Raw genomic sequence first — 26,074 nt, forward strand, 5'->3', positions numbered from 1 at the left:
GAAAAGGGATTCAATTATTACCTTCCTCTTGAGCGATAAGAGGAAAAATAGGGCTCCCATATTTAATGCCTTCAATAATGCAAGAATTTCACGCAAACTGGATCTGGCACTTGAATGTCCGACTGCAGCAGGGTCAATTCCCCCGTATCCTGATTGCGGGCAAAGAGGATGAGATTGCTTGAATTCTGGTTTGACGCGATCAGGAATTTTTCACTTGGATCAAGGACGAAATCCCTTGGCCAGTTTCCTTCTGTTGAAGTATGGGCCAGGAAGGAAAGAGTGAAGGTTTCCTGATCAATTTTGAAAGTGGCAATGCTGTCATGTCCGCGGTTGGCAGCGTAGATGAATCTGCCATCCGAAGAAATATGGATGGCGCTTCCCTGGTTGTTTTCCGAAAAGCCAGCTGGGATCGTGGTTATAGCCTGAAGCTGTTCAAAGCTGCCATCTTCGCTATTGTATTTCAGCACAAGCACCTCTGAGCTGAACTCTGTCATCAAATAGGCATGGCTTCCGTTTGGATGGAAGGCAAGATGCCTTGGACCGCTTCCAGGGGTGACCTGCATGCTGCCCTGCTCGACCAATTGACCATTGTCGAGCGAGTATGTGATCAGCTGGTCGATCCCGAGGTCGACGACCGCCACATAATTTTCGTCAGGTGTGAATCCGGCATAATGTGAGTGTGCCTTTTCTTGCCGCTTGTCTGGACCGGATCCTTCATGGACGATGGTAGACAATACCGAGTCGATTCCGCCAGTTTCAAGGTTGAGCAAATAGGAATCAGCTGAACCTTTGTGATAGTTTGCTGAAAGCAGCAAGGTGTTTTCAGCATTGACACAGACATGGCAGGGAGGTGCGCCAGGGGACAGCTGGGAATTGATGAATGCCAGGCTGCCATCCTCACCAATTGTGTATCCTGAAACGCCGCCTAGATGATCTTCCTTTGCGACTGAGTAAAGAAAACGATTATCTTTGCTGATCGCCAGATAAGTCGGATTGCCGAGATAGGCAGCAGGTTTGACATCAGTGATCCTTCCTTCGGCTGCATCAAGAACGAAAGAATAAATTCCTTTGCTCGCTCCTTTTGTGTAGGTGCCAATATAGCCTGTGTATTTTTTACTGTTAGCCATTCGTAAAGCCTCCAATTCGTGGAAAAGTTTCTAGGGTTGTCCTACATATACAGTCTAGCAAAAATGGATCATAGTATAAAATGTCCGCCTCGGCAAGGAAGTTTAAACTTCATTAATTACGGTATAGTTAAATAAAAGGAATTTTGCAAGTTCATATTTGAAACAGTAAACTAAAAATAGATATGGATGCAAAGCATGAAGGAGGAGTAACATGAGTCTGCAAAAACAAATCATCGAAGCTTTACATGTCCGTCCGGAAGTCGACCCACAACAGGAAATCAGGAAGCGGGTTGACTTTTTGAAGGAATATCTAATAAAAGCAAGAGCAAGAGGGTTTGTCCTTGGCATCAGCGGCGGCCAGGATTCGACTCTTGCGGGGAAACTTGCTCAGCTGGCAGCTGAGGAGTTGCGTTCAGAAGGGAAGGAAGCAAAATTCGTTGCTGTCCGCCTTCCATATGCTGTCCAGAAGGATGAGGATGATGCCCGGCTCGCCCTCGATTTTATCAGGCCGGACGAGTCGGTCGTCTTCAACATCCAGCCGGTTGTCGATACGTTTAATAAGCAATTTGAAGAAATGTCCGGACGGCCGCTGCTTGATTTTAATAAAGGAAATGTCAAGGCTCGAATCCGGATGATCACCCAATATGCGATTGCCGGCGAGGATGGTTTGCTTGTCATCGGTACAGACCATGCTGCCGAAGCCGTAACTGGCTTCTATACGAAGTACGGGGACGGCGGCGCCGACCTGATGCCGCTTGCGGGTTTGAATAAGCGCCAGGGAAGGGAGATGCTAAAGGCACTGAATGCTGAAGAAAGGCTGTATATGAAGGTGCCGACAGCAGATCTTCTTGATAATAACCCGCTCCAGGCCGATGAAACTGAGATTGGGATCAGTTATGCGGCAATTGATGATTACCTTGAGGGTAAGGAGATTCCAAAGGAAGATGCAGAGAAAATCGAAGCGCGCTACAAGGTTTCCGAACACAAGCGCCAGATTCCTGCAACCATGTTCGATTCCTGGTGGGAAAAATGAAGGATTCTTAGGTGAACATCAGGAAGTTCAAAAACGGGGTTCGGAACGAGTGCATTCCAACCCCTGTTTGCCGGTAACCAGAAAGCCTGGCTTATGCCAGGCTTTTTGCCGTTTCTATTCAGTTTGCGCAACTTCTAGCTGATTCGGTTCTGCCCTTTCAGTCACTTTGTCGATTTTATCCGTAAACATTTGAAAAACCCGCTTCTTCTCTTCCAGTTCCTTGATATACTCCTTAAGGTCATTGTATCTTTGCTCGAAAGGTTCATGATACAATTCACGGATCTTTCTGTTGAGATCGGGATTCACCGTCGATTGGACTACTTGTTTAGTTATATTGTACTTGTATGTATAGACTTTGAGTTCTTGTTTAATTTGCTCATACTCCTCGTCAATCTCCAGAAGAATTTTTTCAATTTCTGACTTCCATTCATCTAGCGATTCTTTAACATGCTGTTCCATTCGGAATCCTCCTGCCATTCGCCTTTAGTAAAAGCTTCTTCCATCTATTCTATCAAGCGTGTTTTACATGTAGGTTGCGAAGGTATTACATTGCGGAAACAATCTTTTAAAAGGACAAATGAGACGGAATAATGAAAAAACAGAACTAAATGACCGGGATTTAAGAACTAGTTTGTGGAAAAATGGTGGATTTTGTTGAAAATTAAGTTCTAAAGAATTATATTTTAAGTATAAGAGAAAAAGGCAAACTTATCGAAAGGTAAGGACGCAAAGCAGCGGGTCTAAGGCATAATTGCTAGGATAGCCGGGCTGCCAAAAGGAACGGATCAGGGAAATGGACAATGGTCAAACCGCTTGCTGTGATCATCCCATTCTTTTTGGAAGATTTTAATTTCACGTTTGCCGGGCGCGAAAGAGGATAAATAATACTAAAGTAACTTGACAGACCAGTCTTTTCGGAGGGGTTTCAGGAATAGCACCGCAAACGTTAATCAATGAATGAAAAAGTTGTGGAAAGGTGGAGGGAATTTGACTGTGTTGTTCGGTACGGTAGAGTATTTTGAGCAGGAAATTGAACACTATCTGGCAGATGTTGCTGAGAAGCAACGGATCAGGGAAGAGATTTATAAAATCCAATCCAAATTGGAGGATGAACTCCTGCATGATTTCATTTGTGATGAAAAATTAAGGAAAGAGTGCCTGCGAAATTTGGCGGACGCCTTCAATAAATTGAAACAGGACTTGGCGGTCTAAGGTCGCCAGTAATAGAAAAGCCTGCGGAAACAAATCCGCAGGCTTTTCTATTACTCTATCCTATTTTAAATGGCTTCGCCGCCACGATGCCGGTCAAGGTTCCTTTGCAGAAGACGCTTGAGGCTTTCTGATTCAAAGAATGTAAGTCAACGAGGACCATTTGTTAAGTTTGAACCGCGGGGAGATTGGATATGTTTAACTAGAGGCTAGGAAAAGGAGAAATTCACATGGCAAATAAAGAATACAACAAACTAGTAAGGGACTATTTTCCTGAACTGATGAATCAAAAGGGAAGGAAAGTTGAAACCGAGGTTCTTGACAATCAAAAATACAGTGAAAAATTAATGGAGAAATTTGATGAGGAGGTTGCCAAATTCAAAAGTGCGGGTACAGACAGGCTGCTTAGCGAAATCGTCGACTTGCTCGAGGTCGTCTATGCGATTGCTGACAGCCGCGGCATCACTGAATCCGAAGTGGAATTCATGAGGCAGCTTAAAAAGAATCGCAATGGCGGTTTCAGGAAAAGGCTCATGCTTAAGTCAATTTCGGATTGATCAAAAAAATCCCCTCTTTTTAAAAAGTAGAGGGGATTTCGCTTTGCTTTCGGTATTATGCTGTTTTATGTGCCACATCAGGCGCTTGCTTGAAGACAGTCTTGCGGATGAATGGCACTACCCAGCGGTCAAGGCCGTATTTGCCAGCGTTGTAGCCCGCGAACAGGATGATGAATCCAAGGAAGATGTCAGTTGGGTTATGTGATACAGTTCCGGCAAGGAAGAAAGAGAAGTTCATCACTAGGCCGAAGAACATGGCAGCAGTAGTCAGGCATCCAAGAATGAGTCCAAGGCCGATCAGGAATTCGCCAAGCGGGACGATGAAGTTGAAAAGTTCAATATTCGGAAGTGCGAAGCTTTCAAGGAATGATACATACCAGCCGTAAATGACGCTTCCGTCCGGCCCCTTGACAGGATTCGCGACCGCATTTTTCAAGAAACCAGAAGCATCGAATCCTCCTCCAGTCAATTTTCCCCAACCCGCAGTCAGCCATGAGTAACCAAGATATAAACGTAAGACAGTCAGGATACCAGCAGCAATATTACTTTCTCTTAACCATTTTGCAACCATGTTTTTCACTCCTAAATGATTTAATATGAGTACACTTATAAGATAGCAAATTCATTTTCAAAATAGGGGATTTCCCGGATGAATTCACAGTATCGTAAAAATGATTTGAACAACTTTTGACAAGTGAATTCTCACATGCCGTATTCTATTGATCTCGCTGACTGTTCCCCTTATTTCTTGCAGCATACAGGGAAGGAAATTAGAATAGGGATAAATCAAGAAACCAAGGAAGGGGATTGAAAATGAGCGAGTTATTATTCAAACAGTTTGAAATGACCAGAGGGTTTTTCATCAAAGGGGTGGAGGCCATCACCACGGAGCAGGCAAACATTCAGCCGGAGGGCTACAAGAATAATATCCACTGGCATATCGGACATGTTTTGACCGTGACGGAGCAATTCATGACGGGGTTTCCGCAAAAATCCGAAGAACTGCCAGTCCATTACCTGGACCTTTTTGGCAATGGCACAAGCCCTGCATCATGGGAAGGGAATGTTCCTCCACTCGAGGAGCTGACGGAGCAGTTGAACGGCCAGTTGGAAAGAATCAGAAAAATTCCCGCTGAGCGCTTTAACAAGAAACTGAAAAAACCTTTTCTTGGCCTTGAAACATTTGGCGAGCTTGCAAACCTGTCTTTGTACCATGAATCCCATCATCTTGGCCAGATCCATGCCATGAAGAGATTGGTTGATTGATAGAGAGGAAAACGATGTATCATTGTCCGCTTTTTTTTTTGATAATGCACCTCGTTGTTCAATAAGGTCAGTCCTGCTCCGCAGTACTGAGATTCCCCATGCAGCGTCCCATCGATTGTCCCGGGACTTTATGAGAAGAAAGGAGCAGGCGCGCATTTTCAAAAAGGAGGAGAAAAGATGCACGATCCTATGGATTGTCCATACTGTAATCTATTGGCGGACGACCAGCAGCAAATCGTTCTTGTGAATGGAACATGCTGCTTCATCCAGAAAGAATCAGAGCAGCAGATCCTGCAGGGAAGCGGCCTGATCATTCCTAAAGAGCATAGGGAAAATGTATTCGAATTGACGGACCAGGAGTGGAGCGATACAAGAGAACTTCTTTTACAAGCAAAGCAGCTGCTCGACCAGACATACTCGCCGAATGGCTACAGTGTCGGATGGAATACAGGCGAGACTGGCGGCCAGCATATTTTCCACGCCCATCTCCACGTCATTCCCAGATTCAAAGATGAACCATATGCTGGAAAGGGAATCAGGTACTGGATCAAACAGGAAGCGAATAAGCGGCATTCAAGCCACGATTGATAGAGGCATCCAAAGGATGTCTCTTTCTTTGCATCTACTTATTAAAAAAATGCATCTTTTTACACAGGATGGTTGTCATGGATTTCCAGACGCTAGCCTGCTTGTTGGGCCTTATGTGGTATAGACATCTATACTAAAATTCCGATAGTCTAAAGGTAACATCATGAAAGCCTTTTCAAAGATTCGAAATTGATGAGAGCGTATGCTCAGAAAAGGAGGAAGTATGAAGAAGAGACATTTATCAATCGCCTTAGCCGCTGTGCTATGCACTGGAGCCATCATTCCTGCGGCATATGCAGCAAACGGCCAGGGACCCGGGCCCTCAATGGAAACAAGGGAGGTGAAAGCTGGCTCGCCAAAAGCACATCTGGTCTTTTCATGGGACAGTCCTGGGCCAATCTCTCCTGTCCTCCACAAAGGATCTGTCACCGGTGCTGGCATGGTCCAGGCTCCGCTTGATGAAATTGACGGGCACATGGAAAAGATGATTGCTGACCGGGTGATGCCGGGCGCGGTGGCTTTTGTCGCCAGACGAGGCCATATCGTCAAGCATGAGGCTTATGGATATGCATACAGATATTCCGATGATAAACCAACTGAAGCAACCGATCCCGTCAGGATGCAAGGGGATACGATATTCGACCTTGCTTCAATCAGCAAAATTTTCACAACAACTGCTGCGATGATCCTTTATGAACAAGGAAAATTCGGATTAGACGACAGAGTGGCAGAGCACATTCCTGAATTCGCTGCGAACGGCAAGGAAGAGGTAACCATTAGGCAGCTGATGACCCATACCTCAGGATTAGCCGCATGGATCCCCCTCTACACGAAAGGGACCAGCCGTGAAGACAGGATCGGCTTAGTCCTGAATCAGCCGTTAAGCAATCAGCCAGGCAGCAAGTATACATACAGCGATCTTAACATGATTACGCTCGGTGTCCTGATTGAACGTCTTTCCGGCAAAAGGCAGGATGAATTTGTAAAAGAATTCATAACAGATCCGCTCAATATGAAAGATACAATGTACAATCCGCCAGAGACCCTTAAAAATAGGATCGCCGCTACTGAATATCAGCCATGGACCAGCAGGGACATCGTCTGGGGAGAAGTACATGACGAAAATGCATGGTCGCTCGGTGGTGTCGCAGGACATGCAGGTGTTTTTTCAACTGCGGAAGATCTCGCCAAGCTGGCCCATATGTATTTAAATGATGGCCGTTATGGGAACGTACAGTTGCTCAGGCCAGAGACAGTGCGAATGCTCGTTAAAAATCAAATTCCTGAGTTTCCTGGGAATGACCATGGCTTGGGATGGGAACTTGCCCAGGGCTGGTTCATGGATGCCTTGTCTGAGGGATCGACACTCGGCCACACAGGTTACACAGGTACTTCGATCGTTGTGAACAGGAACAATGGCACGATTGCAATCTTGCTTACAAACAGGGTCCATCCAACGAGAAACACTGTTTCTACGAATGTTGCACGCAGGCAGCTTGCCAGACAGGTTGCAGACGCGATTTCTGTCCAGATTCCCGATGGTTCTGCATGGTTTTCGGGCTATGGGGATAAGTTGCAGCGGACATTGACAGCGGAAGTGGAGCTTGACAAACCAGCTAAACTTTCATTTGATACATGGTACCGTATTGAGGAGAATGCTGACTATGGCCATGTCGAAATCTCCAAAGATGGCGTGGAATGGGAGCAGAGGGCTGCTTTTACAGGGAGCAGCATAGATTGGAAAACGGTTGAAGCTGAAATTCCTGTGACGACGAAATTCATCCGATTCCGCTACGAAACAGACAGCAACACAAATGGCCGCGGCTGGTATGCTGATCGAATCAAACTCGAAACCTCTGATGGAACATTGATGGACGCCGTTTTTTCCGGAGATGGATGGGAACAGCGGAATCATTGATTCCTGAGGATAGGACAAAATACGAAGATGGAGGAGATCCAGATGAAACAATGGAGTAAATTATTCATTTGCTCACTTGTCTTCCTGCTAGCTTTTTCACAGTTGTTGATTGCCACTCCTGCGGAAAAGGCGAAAGCAGAAGAAAGTAAAGTGAAGGACCTTGTTATCTATCAGAATATCCCGGAAGCTGAGCCCGAAATCAAGGACGGGAAAATCCTTTTGAAGGCTCTTCGCGTATACGATGAAGGGAATTTTGTGGAAATTTCTGAAGGTCTTACATGGAAATCGGCCAATAAAAACGTAGCTGTGGTTGATCAGGATGGGATCGTCCATTTTACCGGCCAAACTGGCACAACCTTCATTTCCGTTTCCGATGGTGTACATGAAGACCGGATTGCTCTTGATTATAAGGTGAATCCTGCTCTGGCCGGGCAGAAAGGAAAGCCTTCAGCAGAAGCGAAAGTGGTCAAACAAGTAGGCAAGAAATACGATGTCATCGGATTTGCAGTCGATAGGATGACTCTGGAAGAAAAAATCGGACAAATGCTGATGCCTGATTTCCGCAAATGGAACGGCAAAGATGTGACAGAAATGCTGCCGGAAATCGAAAGCCTCGTTAAAAAATACCATTTAGGCGGCGTGATTCTTTTCCGCGAAAATGTCGTCACTACGGAACAGACTGCGCGCCTAGTTTCACAATATCAGGATGCTGCCGAAAAGTTCGGGCTGCTGATGACTATTGACCAGGAAGGCGGGATCGTGACACGGCTTCAATCAGGAACCGATATGCCAGGCAATATGGCGCTTGGGGCAACCCGTTCACCTGAAGTTGCCAGGAATGTTGGCAATGCGATTGGCAAAGAGCTCGCGTCACTCGGCATCAACATGAACTTCGCCCCAGTCATGGATGTCAACAACAACCCTGACAACCCTGTCATCGGTGTCCGCTCTTTCAGCGAGGATCCACAGCTTGTCGCCGACCTGGGGGTAGCCTACACGAAAGGGCTTCAGGAAGCAGGAGTAGCTGCGACGGCTAAGCATTTCCCTGGTCATGGCGATACAGCCGAAGATTCACATCTAGGCTTGCCAGAAGTACCGCATGAAAAAGAACGTTTGAAAAATGTCGAGCTTTACCCGTTCCAAAAAGGAATGGAAGAAGGAATCGATGCAATCATGACGGGCCACGTTACGTTTCCGAAAATAGATGGTACAAAGGCAATTTCCAGGAAAACTGGAGAAGAAATCGCGATTCCGGCAACGCTTTCTTACAAGGTGCTGACAGAGTTGATGCGGGAAGAAATGGGTTATCAGGGAGTCATCACGACAGACGCAATGAACATGAAAGCGATCGCTGACCATTTTGGACCAGTGGATGCGGCTATCCGCGCAGTCAAGGCTGGAACCGATATCGTTCTCATGCCTATTGGACTTGAAGAGGTGGCTACAGGGCTTTTGGAATCTGTGAAAGCCGGTGAAATTCCTGAGGAGCGGATTGAAGCATCCGCCAAAAGGATCTTGACCCTGAAAGTGAAACGCGGAGTTTTCAAACAAGAAAATCCGCTGCCGGTTGATAAAAAGGTAGCCAATGCCCTCCAGGTTGTTGGATCGCCAGAACATAAACAAATCGAAAAGGAAGCTGCGGAAAAATCGATCACATTGGTGAAAAACGAAACAGGATTGCCGCTGAACTTAAGTAGCAGTGATGAGATTGTCGTGATTGGCAATACCTACATCAATGATCTTGGAAGTGCAATCCAAAAGCGCCATGCGCGGACTGCGGTGATTGCCACAACCTCCTACCAGCTGACAGAAGCGCAATTGGAAAAAGCAAAGAACGCCAAAGCTGTCATAATAGGGACGTATACCTTCAATGTCATCGGCCGTTCCCCTTCGAGTGCGCAAATGAAGATGGTGAACCAGTTGATTGAAGCAGTCGACGCTCCAGTGATAGGAGTAGCCATCCGTAATCCATACGACATAATGGCCTATCCGGAAGTAGACGCCTATATTACCCAGTATGGATTCAGGAGGGCGAGCTTTGAAGCGACTGCAGGTGTATTGTTTGGCGAATTTTCACCAACCGGGAAACTTCCTGTCACCATTCCAGGATTGGCAGGCGGAGTGCTTTACAGCTTTGGACACGGATTGAACTATTGAATGATGCATTACTGACGATGCCAAGAGAGCGTTTGGGAACCCGCACAGAAAACGGCAATAGATATACTTTGGCACCTAATGTGGAAAACAACGGCGCTATTGGCTCAAAATGAAACTTTCCGGTATCCGAAGAGGAAAGTTGCTGAAGATTAATCGGCCTTTAAGAAATTGAATCTATTGAATACCGGATGAAACCGGAATGTAAGGATGATTCAGAAGGCATGTTTTTATAAAATATGCCTTCTAGTCCAAAAAAATAGGAGTGGTTAGATTGAAAAAGTGGCTGGTCTCTATCCTTGCTACACTCTTGATTCTCTCCTCTTTGACCGTGGCCATGGCAAACCATGACAATGGCAATGGGAAAAGCCAAGAGCATAAAAAATTCCAGGTTGGCGCAGAAGCTCTTTTACAGAAGCATAAGGATTTGATCAAAGGGAAGCGTGTTGGTTTGATCACGAATCCAACTGGAATCGATCAAAACCTGAACAGTGTTGTGGATCTATTATTCAATGATCCGGATGTTGAATTGACGGCGTTGTACGGTCCAGAGCACGGGGTAAGGGGCAGCGCCCAGGCGGGGCAGTATGTCGAGTATTATATTGATGAAAAGACCGGCTTGCCGGTTTACAGCCTGTATGGCAAGACAAAAAAGCCAACACCGGAAATGCTTGAAAATATTGATGTCCTGTTGTTTGATATCCAGGATGTCGGGACAAGGTTCTATACTTATATTTATACGATGGCCTATGCGATGGAGGCAGCAAAAGAGAACAATATTCCATTTATCGTCCTTGACCGGCCGAATCCTCTTGGAGGGACGAAAGTCGAAGGTCCAGTTCTTGATCCGAAGTATAAATCTTTCGTGGGAAATTACCCGATTCCGCTGCGCCATGGCATGACAGTGGGTGAATTGGCGAAGCTTTTTAACGAAGAGTTTTCAATCGATGCGGACTTGACTGTTGTAGAAATGAATGGCTGGAAACGCAATATGTATTATGACGGGACTCCGCTTGAGTTTGTTCCGCCATCACCTAATATGCCAACACTTGAAACGGCACTTGTCTATCCTGGTGCAGCATTGATCGAAGGAACGAATGTTTCGGAAGGAAGAGGGACGACAAAGCCTTTTGAATTAATCGGCGCACCATTCATCAATTCTGATGACCTGGCGGCTGAACTGAATTCTTTGAATCTTCCAGGAGTCAAGTTCAGGGCAGCCTCGTTCATTCCTAGTTTTTCGAAGCATGCAGGCACGCTGTCGCATGGGATCCAGATCCATATCACCGATCGGAATTCTTTTAAACCAGTTGACACTGGCCTGCATATCGTAAAAACAATCCACGATATGTACCCTGACCATTTCCAGTTCAGGGCAGAAGACAGCAAAGGAATTTCCTTCTTCGATCTATTGACCGGGAATGGCTGGATCAGGGAGGGAATCGAAAACGGACAATCGGTAGAAGAAATGAAGGCCCAATGGGAAGATGGGTTAAATGAGTTCAAGCAGGTAAGGGAAAAATACCTGATTTATTAAACAAGCAGAAACAGCCGCTGATCTCTCCAGCGGCTGTTTTTCTGTGAAAGCTGTCCTATTCTGTCAGTTGGCGCGGTGATTCCAGTCTGTATACAGCCCGCTGCCATTGCAGCCAGGGCATTCATGAAGGGATGAATAGAACATGAACTCATTAGCTGAAAGCGGGAAGAATCCCCTTCCAAAGCAATCAGGGCATTTGTTCTGTTCCTTCATATGGTTAACGTGGTTCTCATGCCAGGTGTTTCTCCATTGACTGAGAACATCGAACAAGCCCATCCGCGATCACCTCCAGTATTTATTTTGGAGAAATCACTCTTTTTTTATGTATAGTTTATGGCGATGCCTGGATATTGCCCGGGTACGAGCCTAGGGGACGCCTTGAAACTTTACAGTATTGTGAACATTCGTTCATTAAGAGGAAAGGTTGGATAGGCTTGGACTATAATGAAGGCTAGATAGAAGAATTGGAGGGATTATCTTGAAGAATGAATTGACACAAGCAGTGAATAAGCAAATCGCGAATTGGAGTGTACTGTATATCAAACTGCATAACTACCACTGGTATGTGACAGGTCCTGAATTTTTCACCCTGCATGCAAAATTTGAAGAGTTTTACAATGAAGCAGGTCTACACATTGATGAGCTCGCAGAGAGATTGTTGGCATTAGGGGACAAGCCGGTAGCCACGATGGCAGGATGTCTGGAGCTTGCAACTGTCAAGGAAGCAGCTGGTGCAGAAAATGCCCAGGAAATGGTAGGAACGATTGTCGATGATTATACGACAATGATCAAGGAGTTAAAGCATGGAATGGAGCTAGCGGAGGAAGCGAATGATGAAACGACCGCCGATATGCTGCTGTCAATCCACTCTAGCCTTGAGAAACATGTTTGGATGCTGAATTCGTTTCTTGGGAAATAATTGCGAAAAAACGGGTGCCAATGAATCTGGCATCCGTTTTGATATTTTATTCCTCCTGCTGTATGGATGATCTCAATCCGGCAACGTACCTTTTCTTGTTTGGGAAGAGCCATGGCAGAATTGGCCGATTCTGTGGGGGGGAACGTCCTGAATCGACACCCGCGGCCTTGAAATTTAGTTGTGAAAATCTGCATCCCCAATGCGGTAGTCCCCCCACATCAAATCGCTTCTTCGTCTCAGGAAATCACTCATTATCCTTACTCTAAATTAAAAATCACGATAATTGCAGGTCCCTTTCTGAAGATTGGGAGTTTATTAGGGAGTGTTGCTACGTAACATTCCTGTAACCTTTGTAAAAATAAAACCGGTAAATGTTAGTACTGGATATTGATTGGGAATCCAATCCGGTTGGCATTAAGTTCTAATTTTGTCAGGACCAAAGTAGTGTCAGTGTTTAATTGAGTTACGGCCAGGTTGGCACTAATTGGACGATGAATTACTATATTACAGCTGCTAGCCTTGAAGTAGAGAAACATTGACTACTGGGAGGTTTGGAGGATGGATCGAATCAAGAAGAAGGTGGCGGCAGTTTCTATAGTAATATTATCGTTGTTTATCTTTAGCAGTGCCGCCGGTGCAGCAACCTATCAAGTGAAAAAAGGGGATACGTATTGGGGGATCGCAAAAAGCTTTGGCATTCCCGTCCTTGAATTACAGAAAGCCAACAATCAGTCTAGGAATCTGCTTTATCCGGGCCAAGTGCTGAGAATCCCTAATTCGGGCCTTTCGGCTTCTGACCAGGACCTGCTGGCACGTCTTGTGCATGCCGAGGCTAAAGGAGAACCATATGCGGGGAAAGTAGCCGTGGCAACCGTTGTTTTGAACCGGGTGGCAAGCCCGGAGTTTCCTGACACAATTAGGGAAGTGATTTACGAAAGATCCAATGGCCATTATGCTTTCACGCCAGTCCAAAACGGACAAATCAATCAGCCTGCGGACGCTGAGGCAAAAAAAGCTGTCAGGGAAGCCGTTGCCTTTAAAGGAAAAGGAAAAGGATCCTTATTCTTCTATAATCCAAAAACGGCAGTAAGCAGCTGGATTTTCTCAAGACAAGAAACCATCACTATTGGAAACCACCGTTTTGCGAAATAAAAGAGGCTGCCCCAAAAGGTCATGATCTTTGACCTTTTGGCAGCCTCTTTTTTCTTTTTCATGGCATGGTTTTTCGCACCCAGGTCAAGTGGCAGGATCGATTGATCCCTGTTATATGATCAGGTTTCATAAGAGATTCGCTCCTTTTGGTTTGTTGTTGTGGTGAGCCGTAGCAAGACAAGCGACTCGAGGGGCTAAGCGCTGAAGCTAGAGAGGTCCCCGGCACGCTCGCGGAAAGCGGCCGACTAAGGCCGCCGCGTCCTGCGGCAAAGTCGGCACTAGGACTTCCTGTCCGTCGAAGTGCCTTGAGTGGAAATCCCTGGGTTGTTTTGTAAAAGAAAAGAGGCGCCCAAAAGTACAGCCTTTTCTCATATTCACAAGCGCTTTTGTTTACTGCAAGCCAGGACCAGAAATATTTGTCCAACAAGTTCTTGGAGTCTATCAATCTTCGCAATGGAATAATAGGGCAAATGAATCTGGTGAAGGGATGGAAAAGGATATAAACACTAGGACTTGGACCCAGCAGAAAAGAAAAACTGGCGGTCGTCCCTAAAACCAATCAGCCGTCTTCCCAGAGCCCTGATTTTTGACTATCTTCAAGAGGAGTAGACTGCTCTTTCTCCTAAGTGTTCGACATAATTTTCCCAATAAACAACTGTTCAACGATATGGTATCTTTTATCTAACAAGACCGTCTTAGGAGGGAAAATATGTACCGATTTATGTGGAATTTCATTCTTATTCTAGGTATCGGAGCAGGATTTTACTTCTATGTACAACTAATCTTTGCCAGCGTTGCCGACCCGCTTTACGCCTCGATGGCTCTTCTGATCGGCTGTCTGTTCGCAGCAGGGTTTTCAAGGGAGCTTTTGATCATGGCTCCGGAAGAAAGCCAAGACAGCCAAAGGGAACAATCCGATGATTGGAAGTGTCCTCAAACGTCTTCCAGCCGATGATTCTATGTGTGACAATCTGCACCTCTGTTCCAGAGGTGGTTTTTTATTTTAGAAAAGCTTTTTCCAGCCTCATCCCATACCTAGATGGATGTCAATCGGTTTTCTGTTGTTTATGGGACTATCGCTGCCAGTAAGGTCATAACTGCAGTGGTCATCTCTGAAGGAATCAATCTCAATACTTTTTCATTATTCGGAAGTCGCCCCTTGCGTTGCTTTCCAGCCCCTCCATTTACATGATTACTTTCCTTGAATGAAATTTGCGCCAGGTTTGTTGAACTGCGCCCCTAATGGAATTACATTAGGGGCGTTGCTTCATGAAAGTAAAAGGCTAGTGGCGATTGTTGTTTGCCACCTGCCTTGCGATTCTCATTCTTCCAGTTGTAAAAAATACCTTGCACCGCTCTTTTTAGCTACTTTAAAAATCTATAGTCGATTGGCTTCCTAAAATATGGGCCACTAGAAGAAATGCAGAGCAGCATTTGCAGTAAAGTAGGTGAAGGGGGTATGATAAAATGAAGGTAGAGAAAAGGAGGGGGTTTGAATGGATATCCTTGAGACAGGAGCGAACCCGACTGATTGCGTGGACCACTGCGGTTCTTCCGAACGGAAAAGCCATCATTCCGAAAAGACAAAGAAGAACCTTGTCACCAGGCTCAATCGGATCGAAGGGCAGATCCGTGGAATCAAGGGCTTGATTGAAAAGGATACCTACTGCGATGATGTCATCACACAAATTTCAGCGACACAGGCTGCGTTGAACAGCGTTGCCAAGCTGCTCCTCGAGGGTCATATGAAGTCTTGCATCGTGGAGCGCATCCAGGAGGGCGACAATGAGGTAATCGATGAACTGCTGACGACAATTGAAAAGCTAATGAAAAAATAAAATTAATTGTTCGTATTTTGATATAATTTTCTGTATAATAACATTGATGATTAATTGAATATTCCTTCGGGGCAGGGTGAAAGTCCCTACCGGCGGTGATGAAGCGATGCTTCTTAGTCCGTGACCCGTTTAACGAATGTTAAACGGTGGATCTGGTGAAACTCCAGGGCCGACAGTGAAAGTCTGGATGGGAGAAGGAAAAAACAAGGATTAAGGAAAGGGACTAGTCTACCCTTTTTTAACCCTGTATTTGAGTTTGCCTTTTTCAGGCCCCCGAAACGTATGTAGGTTTCGGGGGCTTTTTTATGCATAAGCTCACTTTTGTTTTTCCAACTGTGTTGAACGGGACTTTTTAAAAATGCCCCAGTCCTTTGTTCTGAGATAGGAAACCAGGGAAAATGCGGGCAACAGGCTAAATCCAATGGCTTTTCTCTAAGCTGGAGAAACGTTGATGGAATATCATTTCCGAAAGGGTTGATTCTGCTGCTGTCTATTCCCAGGTATGGCACAGATCTTTTTTCCAACCATGATTCAAGAAAGGCGGGAAACAGATGAGCGATTTAGAATATATGAGGCTCGCGATTACGCTTGCTGACGCTGCTTCAGGACAAACATCGCCAAATCCGAAGGTTGGCGCGGTACTAGTGAAGGATAACCAGATCGTCGGCATGGGAGCGCATCTGAAGGCTGGCGAGCCCCATGCGGAAGTACATGCCATCACGATGGCCGGGGAAAATGCACTTGGCGCAACCCTTTATGTGACGCTTGAACCGTGCAGCCACTATGGAAGGACACCTCCTTGCTCGAATCTGGTGATCGAGTCCGGAATCAAAAAAGTGTTTGTTGCTTCTGTTGATCCAAATCCCCTTGTTGGCGGGGCAGGCATCAAAAGGATGAGGGAAGCAGGAATCGAGGTTGAAACCGGCCTGCTTGAAAACGAGGCAACGGAGCTCAATAAGGTGTTTTTTCATTATATAAACACAGGGTTGCCATACGTTACCTTGAAAACCGCCGTCACTCTGGACGGAAAGACCGCTACTGTCATTGGCGAAAGCAAATGGATCACAGGCGAGGATGCCAGAAGGGATGTCCATCGTTTCCGCCATACCCATGATGCGATACTGGTAGGTGTCAATACCGTGATCAAAGATGATCCAAGCTTGACAACAAGGCTTGAAGGGGGCGGGAAAAACCCGATACGGGTCATTCTTGATTCTAGCCTGCGGACGCCGATCGAGTCGAAGGCCATCAATGACAGGCTAGCTGAAACCATCATTGTAACAGGTTCGGAAGCAGATCCTGCTGCGATCCAGCAATTCAGGCAAACAGGGATTGAAATCATCTCTCTTGAAACTCCGAAAGTCCAGATATCTGAGATGCTGAAAAAGCTGGGCGATCGAGGGATTTCTTCGGTATACGTGGAGGGAGGCGCCGAGGTGCATGGAAGCTTTTTAAAAGAAAGAGCCTTTCAGCAAGTGATTACTTACATCGCTCCCAAACTGATCGGGGGCAAAACAGCGCCATCTTCATTTGGAGGCGAAGGGATCGAAAGGATAGGGGATGCACTAGCGCTTAAGTTAAAAGAAGTGAAGCAGGTTGGCCAGGATATCAGGATCACCGCTGAGCCAATCTAAGAAGGAGGGTCAATATGTTCACGGGAATCATTGAAGAAATCGGTTCGATCTCCAATATCCAGCACACAGGGGAGTCTTTTGTCCTCTCGATTGAGGCAACGAAAGTATTGGCTGATGTCAGGCTGGGAGATAGCATCGCTGTTAATGGTGTATGCCTTACAGTCACCTCTTTTACGAAAAATCGCTTCACAGTGGATGTGATGCCGGAAACGGTGAAGGCAACGAGCCTAAAGGACGTAAAGCGGGGCTCAAAAGTCAACCTGGAAAGAGCAATGGCGGCAGGCGGGAGGTTCGGCGGCCATTTTGTTGCCGGACATGTCGATGGGGTCGGAGTGATTAAAAGCAAAAAGAAATTAGAAAACGCTGTTTATTACGAAATCGAAGCGGAACAGGAATTGCTTAAATATATCATTTTAAAAGGTTCGGTCGCGGTGGACGGGACAAGCTTGACGGTTTTTGGAGTATCAGAAGGTAGCTTTACCCTATCCCTGATCCCGCACACCCTGGCTGAAACGGTACTCGGATTCAAGGAGCCAGGGGATATCGTGAACATTGAATGCGACATGATCGGAAAATACGTCGGCCATTTTCTGGATAACCAGGCTGCCGCAAGAAAAGGCAGCACTATTACAGCCCAATTTTTAGAGGAAAACGGGTTTATGTGAGGATGATGAAGAATGTTTGATCCAATCGAAGAAGCGATCTATGAACTCATGCAGGGAAACGTTGTGATTGTTTGTGACGATGAGGACCGCGAGAATGAAGGGGATTTCGTTGCGCTCGCTGAACGGGCTACACCAGAGGTCATCAACTTCATGGCCACACATGGCAGGGGACTGATCTGTGTGCCCATCGAAAAAGACCTGGCCGAGAAACTTGATTTGATGCCAATGGTTTCCCGCAATACCGATCCGCATGGTACAGCTTTTACTGTAAGTGTCGACCACAAGTTTTCAACGACAGGGATTTCTGCTTATGAACGTTCCGCAACCGTGCTGAGTATGCTTGATCCAGAATCAAAAGCGGCCGATTTCAAAAGGCCAGGCCATGTTTTCCCGCTAGTCGCCAAAGGCGGAGGAGTGCTCAGGCGCGCCGGGCACACCGAAGCAGCGGTCGACCTCGCGAAAATGTGCGGTGCCAAGCCTGCAGGTGTCATATGTGAAATCATGAATGAGGATGGAACAATGGCAAGAGTCCCTGAGCTCAGGAAAATCGCCGACCAATTCGAACTGAAAATGATCACGATCAAGGATTTGATCCAGTATCGAAACCGTAAGGACAAATTGGTGAAGCGGGAGGTCGAGATCAATCTGCCGACTGAATTCGGGGTGTTCAAAGCAATCGGCTATTCAAATGTCGTTGACGATAAGGAACATATCGCTCTTGTTAAAGGGGAACTAGACTCGGAGGAACCGGTGCTTGTCCGTGTGCACTCAGAATGCCTCACAGGAGATGTGTTTGGCTCGTTCCGATGCGACTGCGGTCCGCAGCTACACGCAGCCTTGACCCAAATCAACAAAGAGGGGCGGGGAGTCCTTCTATACATGCGCCAGGAGGGCCGGGGCATCGGTCTGATGAACAAGCTTCGGGCCTACAAGCTTCAGGAGGAGGGCTATGATACCGTTGAGGCGAATGAAAAGCTCGGGTTCGGGGCAGATTTGAGGGAATATGGCATCGGGGCGCAGATCCTGAGGGATCTCGGAATCAGGAAGATGAGACTGCTTACGAATAACCCGCGGAAGATCAAAGGGCTGAAGGGATACGAGCTTGAAGTCGTGGACCGCGTACCGATCCAAATGGAAACAAAGGCTGAAAATGAGCACTATTTAAAGACGAAGCGCAGTAAATTAGGGCACTTATTGAAATTCTAGGCTGAGATTAATGACCAGGGTTAATCTTTAAATCTGTTGGTTGGAGCAGAAGGCATGAAGATTAAGGCGGAAGTAGGGGCAGGGGTGCCCCCTGAGGCGCCCCGGCGGCAAGCCCGCAGAAAGCGAAGTACCTGGAACGGAAATCTACAGTCAAATGTAACGTAGCTAAATTTAAAGGAGGAATTCAGGATGAACAAGGTATATGAAGGGAATTTGGTAGGGACAGGACTGAAAGTCGGCATTGTTGTAGGCCGATTCAATGAATTCATCACGAGCAAGCTATTGGGCGGAGCGGAGGACGCACTGAAAAGGCATGGAGTCGAAGAAGAAAATGTAGAGGTTGCCTGGGTACCAGGGGCATTTGAAATCCCGCTGATCGCACAGAAAATGGCTAATAGCGGAAAATACGATGCCGTCATCACCCTTGGCACCGTGATTCGCGGCTCGACCCCCCATTTCGATTATGTTTGCAACGAAGCGGCAAAGGGTGTTTCGGGTGCAGCCTTAAACAGCGGGGTACCGGTCATTTTTGGCGTGCTGACGACAGACACGATTGAACAGGCAATCGAACGTGCTGGAACCAAAGCAGGCAACAAAGGCTGGGAAGCAGCAGCTGCTGCGATCGAAATGGCAAACCTTGTCAGAAATATCGGGATGTAACCATGATGCAGGCGATTTCGCCTGCATCATTCATTTTTTAAAATCCTCGCCGCAGTTTGTTAATAATTTGTTCATAAATTCTGGATAAAATGAAAGCATGTAAGCAGATTGTTTATATTCAGGAGGTATGAACATGAATGAATACGATGAGCGTTCCCGGCACCAGGGAGCCGAGCGTGCGAGGAAGCCAAATAAACTCAAAAGCTTCGTTTCAACAATCACGGCCGGAATGATTGGTTCTGCCATTACTCTAGCGGCTGTAAGCTACGCTGACTTTGGCGGGAGCAAGCAGCTACAATCACAAACAGCAGCCGAAATGTCTGCCGGATCCTCCAAGCTTGCTGTTTCGCCAGCTTCGGCAAAAAACAGCCAGGGATCGATTGCAGATATCATCGAGAAATCATCAAAATCAATTGTCGGCATCACCAATTACCAGCAAGAGCGCAATCCTTTTCCCAGGGAACAGGACAATGAGGAAAGCGGTTCAGGATCTGGAGTCATTTTTAAAAAAACGGGAAATGATGCATATATTGTTACGAACAACCATGTAATTGAAGGGGCTTCAAAAGTTGAAGTATCGTTATCCAGTGGAGAAAAAATGGAAGCAGAGGTTATTGGTACAGATGCTTTGACTGATCTTGCCGTCCTCAAAATTGATGCAAAACATGTTGAAAATGTAATTGAATTCGGTGATTCCAGCAGTTTGCGTCCTGGCGACCAGGTTCTGGCAATTGGAAATCCGCTAGGACTTGATTTGTCCCGGACTGTGACCCAGGGAATCGTGAGCGCGGTTGACCGATCGATTCCGGTTTCTACATCAGCAGGCGAGTGGGAAATGAATGTCATCCAGACGGACGCTGCTATCAATCCTGGTAATAGCGGCGGGGCGCTGATCAACACAGCGGGACAGGTAATCGGCATCAACAGCCTGAAGATTGCCCAAAATGGTGTCGAAGGGCTCGGGTTTGCGATTCCTAGCGAGGATGTCCTCCCGATTGTCACCTTGCTGATAGAAAAAGGAAAAGTTGAGCGCCCATATTTAGGCGTGAGTCTTGCGGATCTCGGACAAATACCGGATATGTACCTTGAGAACCTACCTGAAGAAGTCGAGTCTGGTACTATGATTACTTCAGTGGCACCAGGTTCTGCAGCCTCGAAAGCAGGATTGCAGGAAAAAGACGTCATAGTGGCCATTGATGGAGAAAAGGTTGAGGATTCAAGTGATTTAAGAAGATATATGTATAAAGAATTGAAGACCGGTGATCAAGCAGAACTGGAAATATACAAAAATGGCGAAAAAAAGAAAGTACAAGTGACACTTAGAGCGAATACAGGTTGGTAATTTTCCATTAGATTCATGTATGTCATCAGGATACTCAATCAACTGCCCACCTGTGTGTTTTAAAGGAATCCCCCGGGGCGATCCGCACCGGAATCCTGCTGATTTTCCTGATTCAAAAGAAAGATTTCCCCAAACTCCTGCAGAATGCGGGAGTTTTTTAATTTGAGATTTTTAGCTTGCGTACGGATTTTCCTATAGGTTAAAATGTTGACCATAAGAAACTTTTTGAAGCTGGCGCATATAGTATTAAAAAATTAAAGGGGTTCTTCACCCAAAAAGTTGCCTTAGGCAAACATTATAGAGTATGGACAAAACTCGAGAGAGGGAGTAAAGACATCATGGAGGAAATTTTACTAGCATTTGGGTTAACCTTGTTCGCTGGCTTGGCGACAGGGATTGGCAGCGTATTGGCTTTCTTCACATCCACTACGAATACGAAATTCCTGTCTGTTTCGCTTGGTTTTTCGGCTGGAGTCATGATTTATGTATCGATGATCGAGATTTTCGTGAAAGCGAAGGATTCACTTGTTTCGGCATTGGGCGTGCAAGGGGGGAACTGGGCGACAGTTGGCGGTTTCTTTGGTGGGATCATATTGATTGCCCTGATTGACAAGTTCATTCCAAAGCAAGGGAATCCTCACGAACTGAAAAAGGTGGAGGACATGAACAAGCCGACGCCTGCAGCCAAGGACCCTTCACTGTTGAAGATGGGTACCTTTACAGCTCTTGCGATTGGAATCCACAACTTTCCTGAAGGGATTGCGACTTTTACATCCGCAATCCAGGATCCAGCATTGGGAATTGCCATTGCAGTCGCCATTGCGATTCATAATATACCTGAGGGAATCGCTGTCTCGGTACCGGTTTATTTCGCAACAGGAGATAAGAAAAGAGCGTTCAAACTTTCTTTTCTGTCTGGGTTATCCGAACCAATTGGCGCGCTTGTGGCATACTTGTTCCTGATGCCATTCCTCAATGACATCATGTTCGGTGTGATATTCGCTGCAGTAGCGGGCATCATGGTTTTCATCTCGCTTGATGAATTGCTGCCTGCCGCCAAGAAATTCGATGAAGCCCATCTTTCCATATATGGGCTTGTTGCCGGGATGGCAGTCATGGCAGTCAGTTTGCTGTTGTTCATTTCTTAAAGACCAAGGGTGCCCAGAAAGAATGGGTACCCTTTTTCGTTCTTTTGGAATTGGGAAATTTCAAAAACAGGCTATTACGCATATGACATGTTTTTACTTATGCCTTTTTTACTGATTCATAAGACTTAAAAATGAATAGTTTAGCATATTGTTCTTATCTGAAAATTTTAAATATAATGGAAATGCAACTTGTCAAAACATGTAGAAAGTAATCGAACAAAGGAGTGGTTGGATGAAGAAAAGAAAAGCAGCAGGTGCCGCATTACTGAGTCTGGCATTGGGTTTATCGATGTTCACTGCGGGTGTTTTCGGGCAGGAGCCAGACGGGCAGGATTCCTATCGGGTCTTGATCCAGGGCCCGGCAGCGGAAAAGTCAAAGGCAAAGGAACAATATGGAGAAAGATGGAACTTCGGTGAGAAAGGCTTTTCCACTACAGTCAATGTCAAACAATACCAGGCGCTGCTGAAAAACAAGAATCTTAAAATCGAGTTGGTACCTGAAGTAAAAGTCAAGGCGAAGCCGGGATCTGGTGCCCAGGCTGCTCCAACCGACAGGACTCCATGGGGAATGGAGGCAATCTATAATGATAGCAGCATCCAATCCACATCAGGCGGAAATGGGATCAAAGTTGCTGTTCTTGATACAGGGGTGAATATCAACCACTCTGATTTAACAGGGAGTGCTGAACAATGCAAGGACTTCACTAATCGACGGACCCCACTAGTAGAAGGCTCATGCACTGATAAAAACGGCCATGGCACACATGTTGCCGGTACTGTCCTGGCACATGGCGGGGCATCCGGACAGGGGATTTACGGAGTAGCTCCAGAAGCCGATTTATGGGCATATAAAGTATTGAATGACCAGGGATCAGGTTATTCGGATGACATTGCCGGCGCAATCGAGCATGCTGCTGACGAAGCCGCACGCACTGGTTCGAAAGTGGTTATTTCCATGTCGCTCGGTTCAAGCGGCAAGAATACGTTGATTGCTGACGCAGTCGATTATGCTTATGGAAAAGGTACACTTGTTGTTGCGGCTGCCGGGAATAGCGGACCTGGAGACAATACGATCGGTTACCCAGGAGCGCTTGTCAACGCAGTTGCGGTAGCGGCTCTGGAAAATGTCCAGGAAAACGGTACTTACCGTGTCGCTGATTTCTCCTCACGAGGAAACCCGGCGACTGATGGGGACTTTGTCATCCAGGAACGCGATGTCGAGGTATCCGCGCCTGGAAGGGCAATCGAATCAACATGGCATGACGGATCCTACAATACGATCAGTGGCACATCAATGGCAACGCCTCACGTTTCTGGACTTGCCGCAAAGATTTGGGCAGCAAGCCCGAATCTGTCAAATGCCCAGCTGCGCGCTGAGCTGCAAAACCGCGCGAAAGCAAATGACATCCTTGGAGGAACGGGTTCATCCGCTGGTGATGACTATGCATCAGGATTCGGATTCCCACGGGTGAAGTAAAAAATAGCCGCTTGATTTCCAGAAATCAAGCGGCTATTCTTATAGGCTTTTCGAATAAAAATTCTCAGTGAAAAATGGCTGGCCATTTTCACCGAAAGCGACTCCGACTCCCAGCAGTTCATATTCGGTCTTAAGGATGTTTTCCCGGTGGCCTAGTGAATTCATGAGGCCTTCATGCGCGAAAATGCTGCTGAATTGCCCGTATGCCAGGTTTTCTCCAGCAATCTTGAAAGCGATCCCATCCTCTGCCATCCTCTCAAAAGGTGATTCTCCCTCACGGTTCGTATGGCTGAAGTATTGATGGTCGGCCATATCCTTGCTGTGCTTCCGTGCAGTCACTTTGACTGCGTCGTCCCATTTCAAGACCGCGAGTCCATGATTGACCCGGGACGCATTCGTTATATCGAATAGCTGGTGTTCAAACCCTTCTTTCAAAACTTTTGTACCTTCTGCGTAAAAACCAGGTTTGTTTTCCTCCAATTGTTTGCTGACCAGCTGGATGGCCGTCACCTGATAGTCATTGTGTTTATCGTAGAAGATTGTCACATAGCTTCCATCGAGCTGATAAACATCATAATCCCGTTCTTCTGGAAGCTGATAACGAACCATCCCTTTCACGATTTCTGTCAGAGGCTCGCCTAATTGCTCGCGTATTCTTTCCTTTTTGCTTCCAAACTCGACTTCGTTCTTCGCAGCTATTAAATCCTGGTTCGTATATAGCCCATCTACCTTTTGCTCTTCGTCATAGGACACCATCACGAAGTTTTGATAGTTTTCATGGTAGGCGTTCCATTTTGTCCCATAGTCGTTAATAGAGATGCGCTGCGGCTGACCGAGCTGTTTTTCAACAGCTGCTTTCCCCTCCCCTATTTCAATATTATGGATGGAAAAAGTTTGTTCTTCAGGGGCTGTAAGCTCAGGCTTCTCAACAATCGGGATTTCCGCCTTCCCCTCGTTTGCCAGCTTCTCTTTTACAGAATCAAGCTGTCCAATAAAATAGGCTATTCCACTGTTGACTGTTTTGATCGCTTCGGAAAGTTCCGGATGCTCTTTGAATGAATCAATTTCGGTCCTGAACCCATCGGCCGATTGCTGCTCAGATAAAATTGGCCAGGAAAAGTATAGCAGGCTGGCAATGAAGATCAATGAAAGTATATTTTTCAATGGTATTTTTCACCTTCTTGATAGGAAAATAGACTCTTTCTATCAATATACCCACTATTTTAGAAATGAAAAAGCATTGAAGCTTTGATCGATTATTTTTTCAATTATCAGACCTTTATTGACGCTCAGCAAAGTTGTTTGTTACGATTTCTCTAGTGTATACGGGATGGAGGAGATATTGATGAAATCTTATTCGTTTGAACCGGGAGCGGAGTTTGCTTCTATGCTTGACCGGCAGGATGTCCTTGCCAGTTTCCGGGACGAATTTTACTTAAAACAAGGATCAATCTACCTTGACGGCAACTCCCTCGGTTTGCTGTCCAAAAGGGCCGAGGCAACCGTTCGCGAATCGCTTGAAGATTGGAAGGAGCATGGCATCGACGGCTGGATGGAGGGGAACAACCCCTGGTATGGGTTTTCTGAAAAATTGGGCGGGATGACCGCTCCTCTGGTTGGGGCTCTTCCTGAGGAGGTCATTGTAAGCGGATCCACAACGGTCAATCTCCATCAGCTAGTCGCGACTTTTTACAAGCCTGAAGGGAGACGGAAGAAAATCCTTGCTGATGAATTGAATTTTCCATCCGATATTTACGCGCTCCAAAGCCAGCTGCGCAACCATGGGTATGATCCGGAAACCCACTTGATCCGGGTGGAAAGCAGGGACGGCCGATTCCTGGATGAAGATGATTTGATTGCTGCTATGACAGATGAGATAGCCTTGGCAATACTTCCGACAGTACTATACAGGAGCGGTCAAATCCTGGATATCGAAAAGCTGACAAAGGCGGCCCACGACCGCGGCATATTGATTGGATTCGATGCATGCCATTCGATTGGCGCCATTCCGCATGCATTCTCGAAATGGAATGTTGACTTTGCCTTTTGGTGCAATTATAAGTACCTGAACGGCGGACCGGGAGCGGCTGCAGGATTGTATGTGAATTCCAGACATTTCGGTACGGCCCCGGGGCTTGCTGGCTGGTTTGGGTCACGCAAGGATAAGCAGTTTGATATGGAGCACACGATGACCCAGGCCGAAACAGCTGGTGCCTATCAAATCGGGACTCCGCACATTCTGAGTCTGGCTCCTCTGCTCGGGTCGCTGGAAATGTTCGCCGAAGCCGGGATTGAAAACATCCGTGAAAAATCCCTGCGAATTACCCGCTATTTGATCGATTTGATCCAGCATGAGCTTGGTGACGCTGGATTTGGGCTAGGCAGTCCCACGGAGGATTACAGAAGGGGAGGACATGTGAGCCTGGAGCATCCGGAAGCGGTCCGGATTTGCAAGGCCCTTAAAGAAAGGGGCATCGTTCCTGATTTTCGCGCCCCAAACATCATCCGCCTTGCGCCAGTAGCGCTCTACACTTCTTATGTGGATGCCTGGAATGCGGTGAGGATCCTGAAGGAAATCATGGAAGAGAAATTATACGAAAAATACAGCAATGAGCGAGAAGTGATTGCGTAAGGGGGGATCCTG

The 26,074-nt window shown here is 46.5% G+C and carries 25 protein-coding genes and 2 riboswitches; of the genes, 20 read left to right on the forward strand and 5 right to left on the reverse strand.

The genetic code is table 11. The annotated features are described in order from the left end of the window. Positions 1 to 71: 71 nt before the first annotated feature. On the reverse strand, positions 72 to 1,127 hold the full coding sequence (locus JJQ88_RS10255; protein WP_210365789.1) for a lactonase family protein: 1,056 nt from the start codon (positions 1,125 to 1,127) through the stop codon (positions 72 to 74). Positions 1,128 to 1,338: 211 nt separating this feature from the next. Between JJQ88_RS10255 and nadE the strand changes: the two genes are divergently transcribed. Then, entirely contained in the window at positions 1,339 to 2,160 is an 822-nt protein-coding gene (gene nadE, locus JJQ88_RS10260) for an ammonia-dependent NAD(+) synthetase (protein WP_210365790.1), read from the forward strand. Between the two features lie 114 nt (positions 2,161 to 2,274). On the opposite strand, the gene JJQ88_RS10265 is transcribed toward nadE, so the two are convergent. Next, on the reverse strand, positions 2,275 to 2,619 hold the full coding sequence (locus JJQ88_RS10265) for a hypothetical protein (protein ID WP_210365791.1): 345 nt from the start codon (positions 2,617 to 2,619) through the stop codon (positions 2,275 to 2,277). 232 nt (positions 2,620 to 2,851) lie between these two features. After that, positions 2,852 to 2,936, forward strand: a riboswitch (cyclic di-GMP riboswitch). A 217-nt stretch (positions 2,937 to 3,153) separates the two neighbouring features. Between JJQ88_RS10265 and JJQ88_RS10270 the strand changes: the two genes are divergently transcribed. Both JJQ88_RS10270 and JJQ88_RS10275 read left to right on the forward strand, forming a co-directional pair. Continuing rightward, complete coding sequence (locus JJQ88_RS10270) at positions 3,154 to 3,372, forward strand: hypothetical protein (RefSeq protein WP_349237123.1); 219 nt, start codon at positions 3,154 to 3,156, stop codon at positions 3,370 to 3,372. Positions 3,373 to 3,599: 227 nt separating this feature from the next. Further along, entirely contained in the window at positions 3,600 to 3,926 is a 327-nt protein-coding gene (locus JJQ88_RS10275; protein ID WP_210365793.1) for a nucleoside triphosphate pyrophosphohydrolase, read from the forward strand. A gap of 55 nt (positions 3,927 to 3,981) precedes the next feature. Here the strand turns inward: JJQ88_RS10275 and JJQ88_RS10280 are convergent, their stop codons facing one another. Next, a complete protein-coding gene (locus JJQ88_RS10280; protein WP_210365794.1) occupies positions 3,982 to 4,497 on the reverse strand; it encodes a DoxX family protein in 516 nt (171 codons plus the stop codon). 242 nt (positions 4,498 to 4,739) lie between these two features. Here JJQ88_RS10280 and JJQ88_RS10285 point away from each other — a divergent pair, with 242 nt between their 5' ends. From JJQ88_RS10285 to JJQ88_RS10305, 5 genes are all read left to right on the forward strand, one after another. Next, entirely contained in the window at positions 4,740 to 5,192 is a 453-nt protein-coding gene (locus tag JJQ88_RS10285; RefSeq protein ID WP_210365795.1) for a DinB family protein, read from the forward strand. A gap of 177 nt (positions 5,193 to 5,369) precedes the next feature. After that, complete coding sequence (locus JJQ88_RS10290; protein WP_210365796.1) at positions 5,370 to 5,780, forward strand: HIT family protein; 411 nt, start codon at positions 5,370 to 5,372, stop codon at positions 5,778 to 5,780. A gap of 223 nt (positions 5,781 to 6,003) precedes the next feature. Further along, positions 6,004 to 7,698 (forward strand): serine hydrolase domain-containing protein, encoded by a 1,695-nt coding sequence (locus JJQ88_RS10295; protein WP_210365797.1) that lies wholly within the window; start codon positions 6,004 to 6,006, stop codon positions 7,696 to 7,698. A 42-nt stretch (positions 7,699 to 7,740) separates the two neighbouring features. After that, entirely contained in the window at positions 7,741 to 9,855 is a 2,115-nt protein-coding gene (locus JJQ88_RS10300) for a glycoside hydrolase family 3 protein (RefSeq protein WP_246861050.1), read from the forward strand. 271 nt (positions 9,856 to 10,126) lie between these two features. Further along, positions 10,127 to 11,389, forward strand: coding sequence for an exo-beta-N-acetylmuramidase NamZ family protein (locus JJQ88_RS10305; RefSeq protein ID WP_246861052.1), 1,263 nt, complete (start codon positions 10,127 to 10,129; stop codon positions 11,387 to 11,389). Positions 11,390 to 11,452: 63 nt separating this feature from the next. Here JJQ88_RS10305 and JJQ88_RS10310 read toward each other — a convergent pair whose 3' ends face one another. Further along, positions 11,453 to 11,665 (reverse strand): methionine aminopeptidase, encoded by a 213-nt coding sequence (locus tag JJQ88_RS10310; protein WP_210365799.1) that lies wholly within the window; start codon positions 11,663 to 11,665, stop codon positions 11,453 to 11,455. 202 nt (positions 11,666 to 11,867) lie between these two features. On the opposite strand from JJQ88_RS10310, the gene JJQ88_RS10315 reads away from it, so the two are divergent. The 11 genes from JJQ88_RS10315 to JJQ88_RS10365 all read left to right on the forward strand — a co-directional run bounded on the left by JJQ88_RS10315 (position 11,868) and on the right by JJQ88_RS10365 (position 23,430). Further along, positions 11,868 to 12,308, forward strand: coding sequence for a Dps family protein (locus JJQ88_RS10315; RefSeq protein ID WP_210365800.1), 441 nt, complete (start codon positions 11,868 to 11,870; stop codon positions 12,306 to 12,308). Between the two features lie 558 nt (positions 12,309 to 12,866). After that, positions 12,867 to 13,460, forward strand: coding sequence for a cell wall hydrolase (locus JJQ88_RS10320; protein ID WP_210365801.1), 594 nt, complete (start codon positions 12,867 to 12,869; stop codon positions 13,458 to 13,460). A gap of 709 nt (positions 13,461 to 14,169) precedes the next feature. Continuing rightward, positions 14,170 to 14,415: a hypothetical protein gene (locus tag JJQ88_RS10325; RefSeq protein WP_210365802.1), complete on the forward strand. Its 246-nt coding sequence runs from the start codon at positions 14,170 to 14,172 to the stop codon at positions 14,413 to 14,415. Positions 14,416 to 14,956: 541 nt separating this feature from the next. Next, on the forward strand, positions 14,957 to 15,298 hold the full coding sequence (locus JJQ88_RS10330; RefSeq protein WP_210365803.1) for a metal-sensitive transcriptional regulator: 342 nt from the start codon (positions 14,957 to 14,959) through the stop codon (positions 15,296 to 15,298). Positions 15,299 to 15,356: 58 nt separating this feature from the next. Continuing rightward, positions 15,357 to 15,501, forward strand: a riboswitch (FMN riboswitch). A 348-nt stretch (positions 15,502 to 15,849) separates the two neighbouring features. After that, entirely contained in the window at positions 15,850 to 16,932 is a 1,083-nt protein-coding gene (gene ribD, locus JJQ88_RS10335; RefSeq protein WP_210365804.1) for a bifunctional diaminohydroxyphosphoribosylaminopyrimidine deaminase/5-amino-6-(5-phosphoribosylamino)uracil reductase RibD, read from the forward strand. Between the two features lie 14 nt (positions 16,933 to 16,946). Then, positions 16,947 to 17,597 (forward strand): riboflavin synthase, encoded by a 651-nt coding sequence (gene ribE / locus JJQ88_RS10340; RefSeq protein ID WP_210365805.1) that lies wholly within the window; start codon positions 16,947 to 16,949, stop codon positions 17,595 to 17,597. A 12-nt stretch (positions 17,598 to 17,609) separates the two neighbouring features. After that, positions 17,610 to 18,803: a bifunctional 3,4-dihydroxy-2-butanone-4-phosphate synthase/GTP cyclohydrolase II gene (locus JJQ88_RS10345; protein WP_210365806.1), complete on the forward strand. Its 1,194-nt coding sequence runs from the start codon at positions 17,610 to 17,612 to the stop codon at positions 18,801 to 18,803. 189 nt (positions 18,804 to 18,992) lie between these two features. Then, positions 18,993 to 19,463: a 6,7-dimethyl-8-ribityllumazine synthase gene (ribH, locus tag JJQ88_RS10350; protein WP_210365807.1), complete on the forward strand. Its 471-nt coding sequence runs from the start codon at positions 18,993 to 18,995 to the stop codon at positions 19,461 to 19,463. Between the two features lie 133 nt (positions 19,464 to 19,596). Further along, entirely contained in the window at positions 19,597 to 20,805 is a 1,209-nt protein-coding gene (locus tag JJQ88_RS10355) for a S1C family serine protease (RefSeq protein WP_210365808.1), read from the forward strand. A 338-nt stretch (positions 20,806 to 21,143) separates the two neighbouring features. Next, the gene (gene zupT, locus JJQ88_RS10360) at positions 21,144 to 21,953 is read left to right on the forward strand and encodes a zinc transporter ZupT (RefSeq protein ID WP_246861053.1); all 810 of its coding nucleotides are present in this window, start codon (positions 21,144 to 21,146) and stop codon (positions 21,951 to 21,953) included. 232 nt (positions 21,954 to 22,185) lie between these two features. Beyond that, a complete protein-coding gene (locus JJQ88_RS10365; protein WP_210365809.1) occupies positions 22,186 to 23,430 on the forward strand; it encodes a S8 family peptidase in 1,245 nt (414 codons plus the stop codon). Positions 23,431 to 23,469: 39 nt separating this feature from the next. Here the strand turns inward: JJQ88_RS10365 and JJQ88_RS10370 are convergent, their stop codons facing one another. Continuing rightward, positions 23,470 to 24,594, reverse strand: coding sequence for a CAP domain-containing protein (locus tag JJQ88_RS10370; protein WP_210365810.1), 1,125 nt, complete (start codon positions 24,592 to 24,594; stop codon positions 23,470 to 23,472). A gap of 181 nt (positions 24,595 to 24,775) precedes the next feature. On the opposite strand from JJQ88_RS10370, the gene kynU reads away from it, so the two are divergent. After that, positions 24,776 to 26,062 (forward strand): kynureninase, encoded by a 1,287-nt coding sequence (gene kynU / locus JJQ88_RS10375; RefSeq protein ID WP_210365811.1) that lies wholly within the window; start codon positions 24,776 to 24,778, stop codon positions 26,060 to 26,062. Positions 26,063 to 26,074: the final 12 nt, after the last annotated feature.

Source organism: Bacillus sp. REN3 (genome assembly GCF_017912555.1).
Classification (GTDB): domain Bacteria; phylum Bacillota; class Bacilli; order Bacillales; family Cytobacillaceae; genus Mesobacillus.

Bases quoted from the DNA above. Each gene is read 5' to 3' on its own strand.
- JJQ88_RS10255 (WP_210365789.1), bottom strand. From the start codon at position 1,127: ATGGCTAACAGTAAAAAATACACAGGCTATATTGGCACCTACACAAAA.
- nadE (WP_210365790.1), top strand. From the start codon at position 1,339: ATGAGTCTGCAAAAACAAATCATCGAAGCTTTACATGTCCGTCCGGAA.
- JJQ88_RS10265 (WP_210365791.1), bottom strand. From the start codon at position 2,619: ATGGAACAGCATGTTAAAGAATCGCTAGATGAATGGAAGTCAGAAATT.
- JJQ88_RS10275 (WP_210365793.1), top strand. From the start codon at position 3,600: ATGGCAAATAAAGAATACAACAAACTAGTAAGGGACTATTTTCCTGAA.
- JJQ88_RS10280 (WP_210365794.1), bottom strand. From the start codon at position 4,497: ATGGTTGCAAAATGGTTAAGAGAAAGTAATATTGCTGCTGGTATCCTG.
- JJQ88_RS10285 (WP_210365795.1), top strand. From the start codon at position 4,740: ATGAGCGAGTTATTATTCAAACAGTTTGAAATGACCAGAGGGTTTTTC.
- JJQ88_RS10290 (WP_210365796.1), top strand. From the start codon at position 5,370: ATGCACGATCCTATGGATTGTCCATACTGTAATCTATTGGCGGACGAC.
- JJQ88_RS10295 (WP_210365797.1), top strand. From the start codon at position 6,004: ATGAAGAAGAGACATTTATCAATCGCCTTAGCCGCTGTGCTATGCACT.
- JJQ88_RS10300 (WP_246861050.1), top strand. From the start codon at position 7,741: ATGAAACAATGGAGTAAATTATTCATTTGCTCACTTGTCTTCCTGCTA.
- JJQ88_RS10310 (WP_210365799.1), bottom strand. From the start codon at position 11,665: ATGGGCTTGTTCGATGTTCTCAGTCAATGGAGAAACACCTGGCATGAG.
- JJQ88_RS10320 (WP_210365801.1), top strand. From the start codon at position 12,867: ATGGATCGAATCAAGAAGAAGGTGGCGGCAGTTTCTATAGTAATATTA.
- JJQ88_RS10325 (WP_210365802.1), top strand. From the start codon at position 14,170: ATGTACCGATTTATGTGGAATTTCATTCTTATTCTAGGTATCGGAGCA.
- JJQ88_RS10330 (WP_210365803.1), top strand. From the start codon at position 14,957: ATGGATATCCTTGAGACAGGAGCGAACCCGACTGATTGCGTGGACCAC.
- ribD (WP_210365804.1), top strand. From the start codon at position 15,850: ATGAGCGATTTAGAATATATGAGGCTCGCGATTACGCTTGCTGACGCT.
- ribE (WP_210365805.1), top strand. From the start codon at position 16,947: ATGTTCACGGGAATCATTGAAGAAATCGGTTCGATCTCCAATATCCAG.
- JJQ88_RS10345 (WP_210365806.1), top strand. From the start codon at position 17,610: ATGTTTGATCCAATCGAAGAAGCGATCTATGAACTCATGCAGGGAAAC.
- ribH (WP_210365807.1), top strand. From the start codon at position 18,993: ATGAACAAGGTATATGAAGGGAATTTGGTAGGGACAGGACTGAAAGTC.
- JJQ88_RS10355 (WP_210365808.1), top strand. From the start codon at position 19,597: ATGAATGAATACGATGAGCGTTCCCGGCACCAGGGAGCCGAGCGTGCG.
- zupT (WP_246861053.1), top strand. From the start codon at position 21,144: ATGGAGGAAATTTTACTAGCATTTGGGTTAACCTTGTTCGCTGGCTTG.
- JJQ88_RS10365 (WP_210365809.1), top strand. From the start codon at position 22,186: ATGAAGAAAAGAAAAGCAGCAGGTGCCGCATTACTGAGTCTGGCATTG.
- kynU (WP_210365811.1), top strand. From the start codon at position 24,776: ATGAAATCTTATTCGTTTGAACCGGGAGCGGAGTTTGCTTCTATGCTT.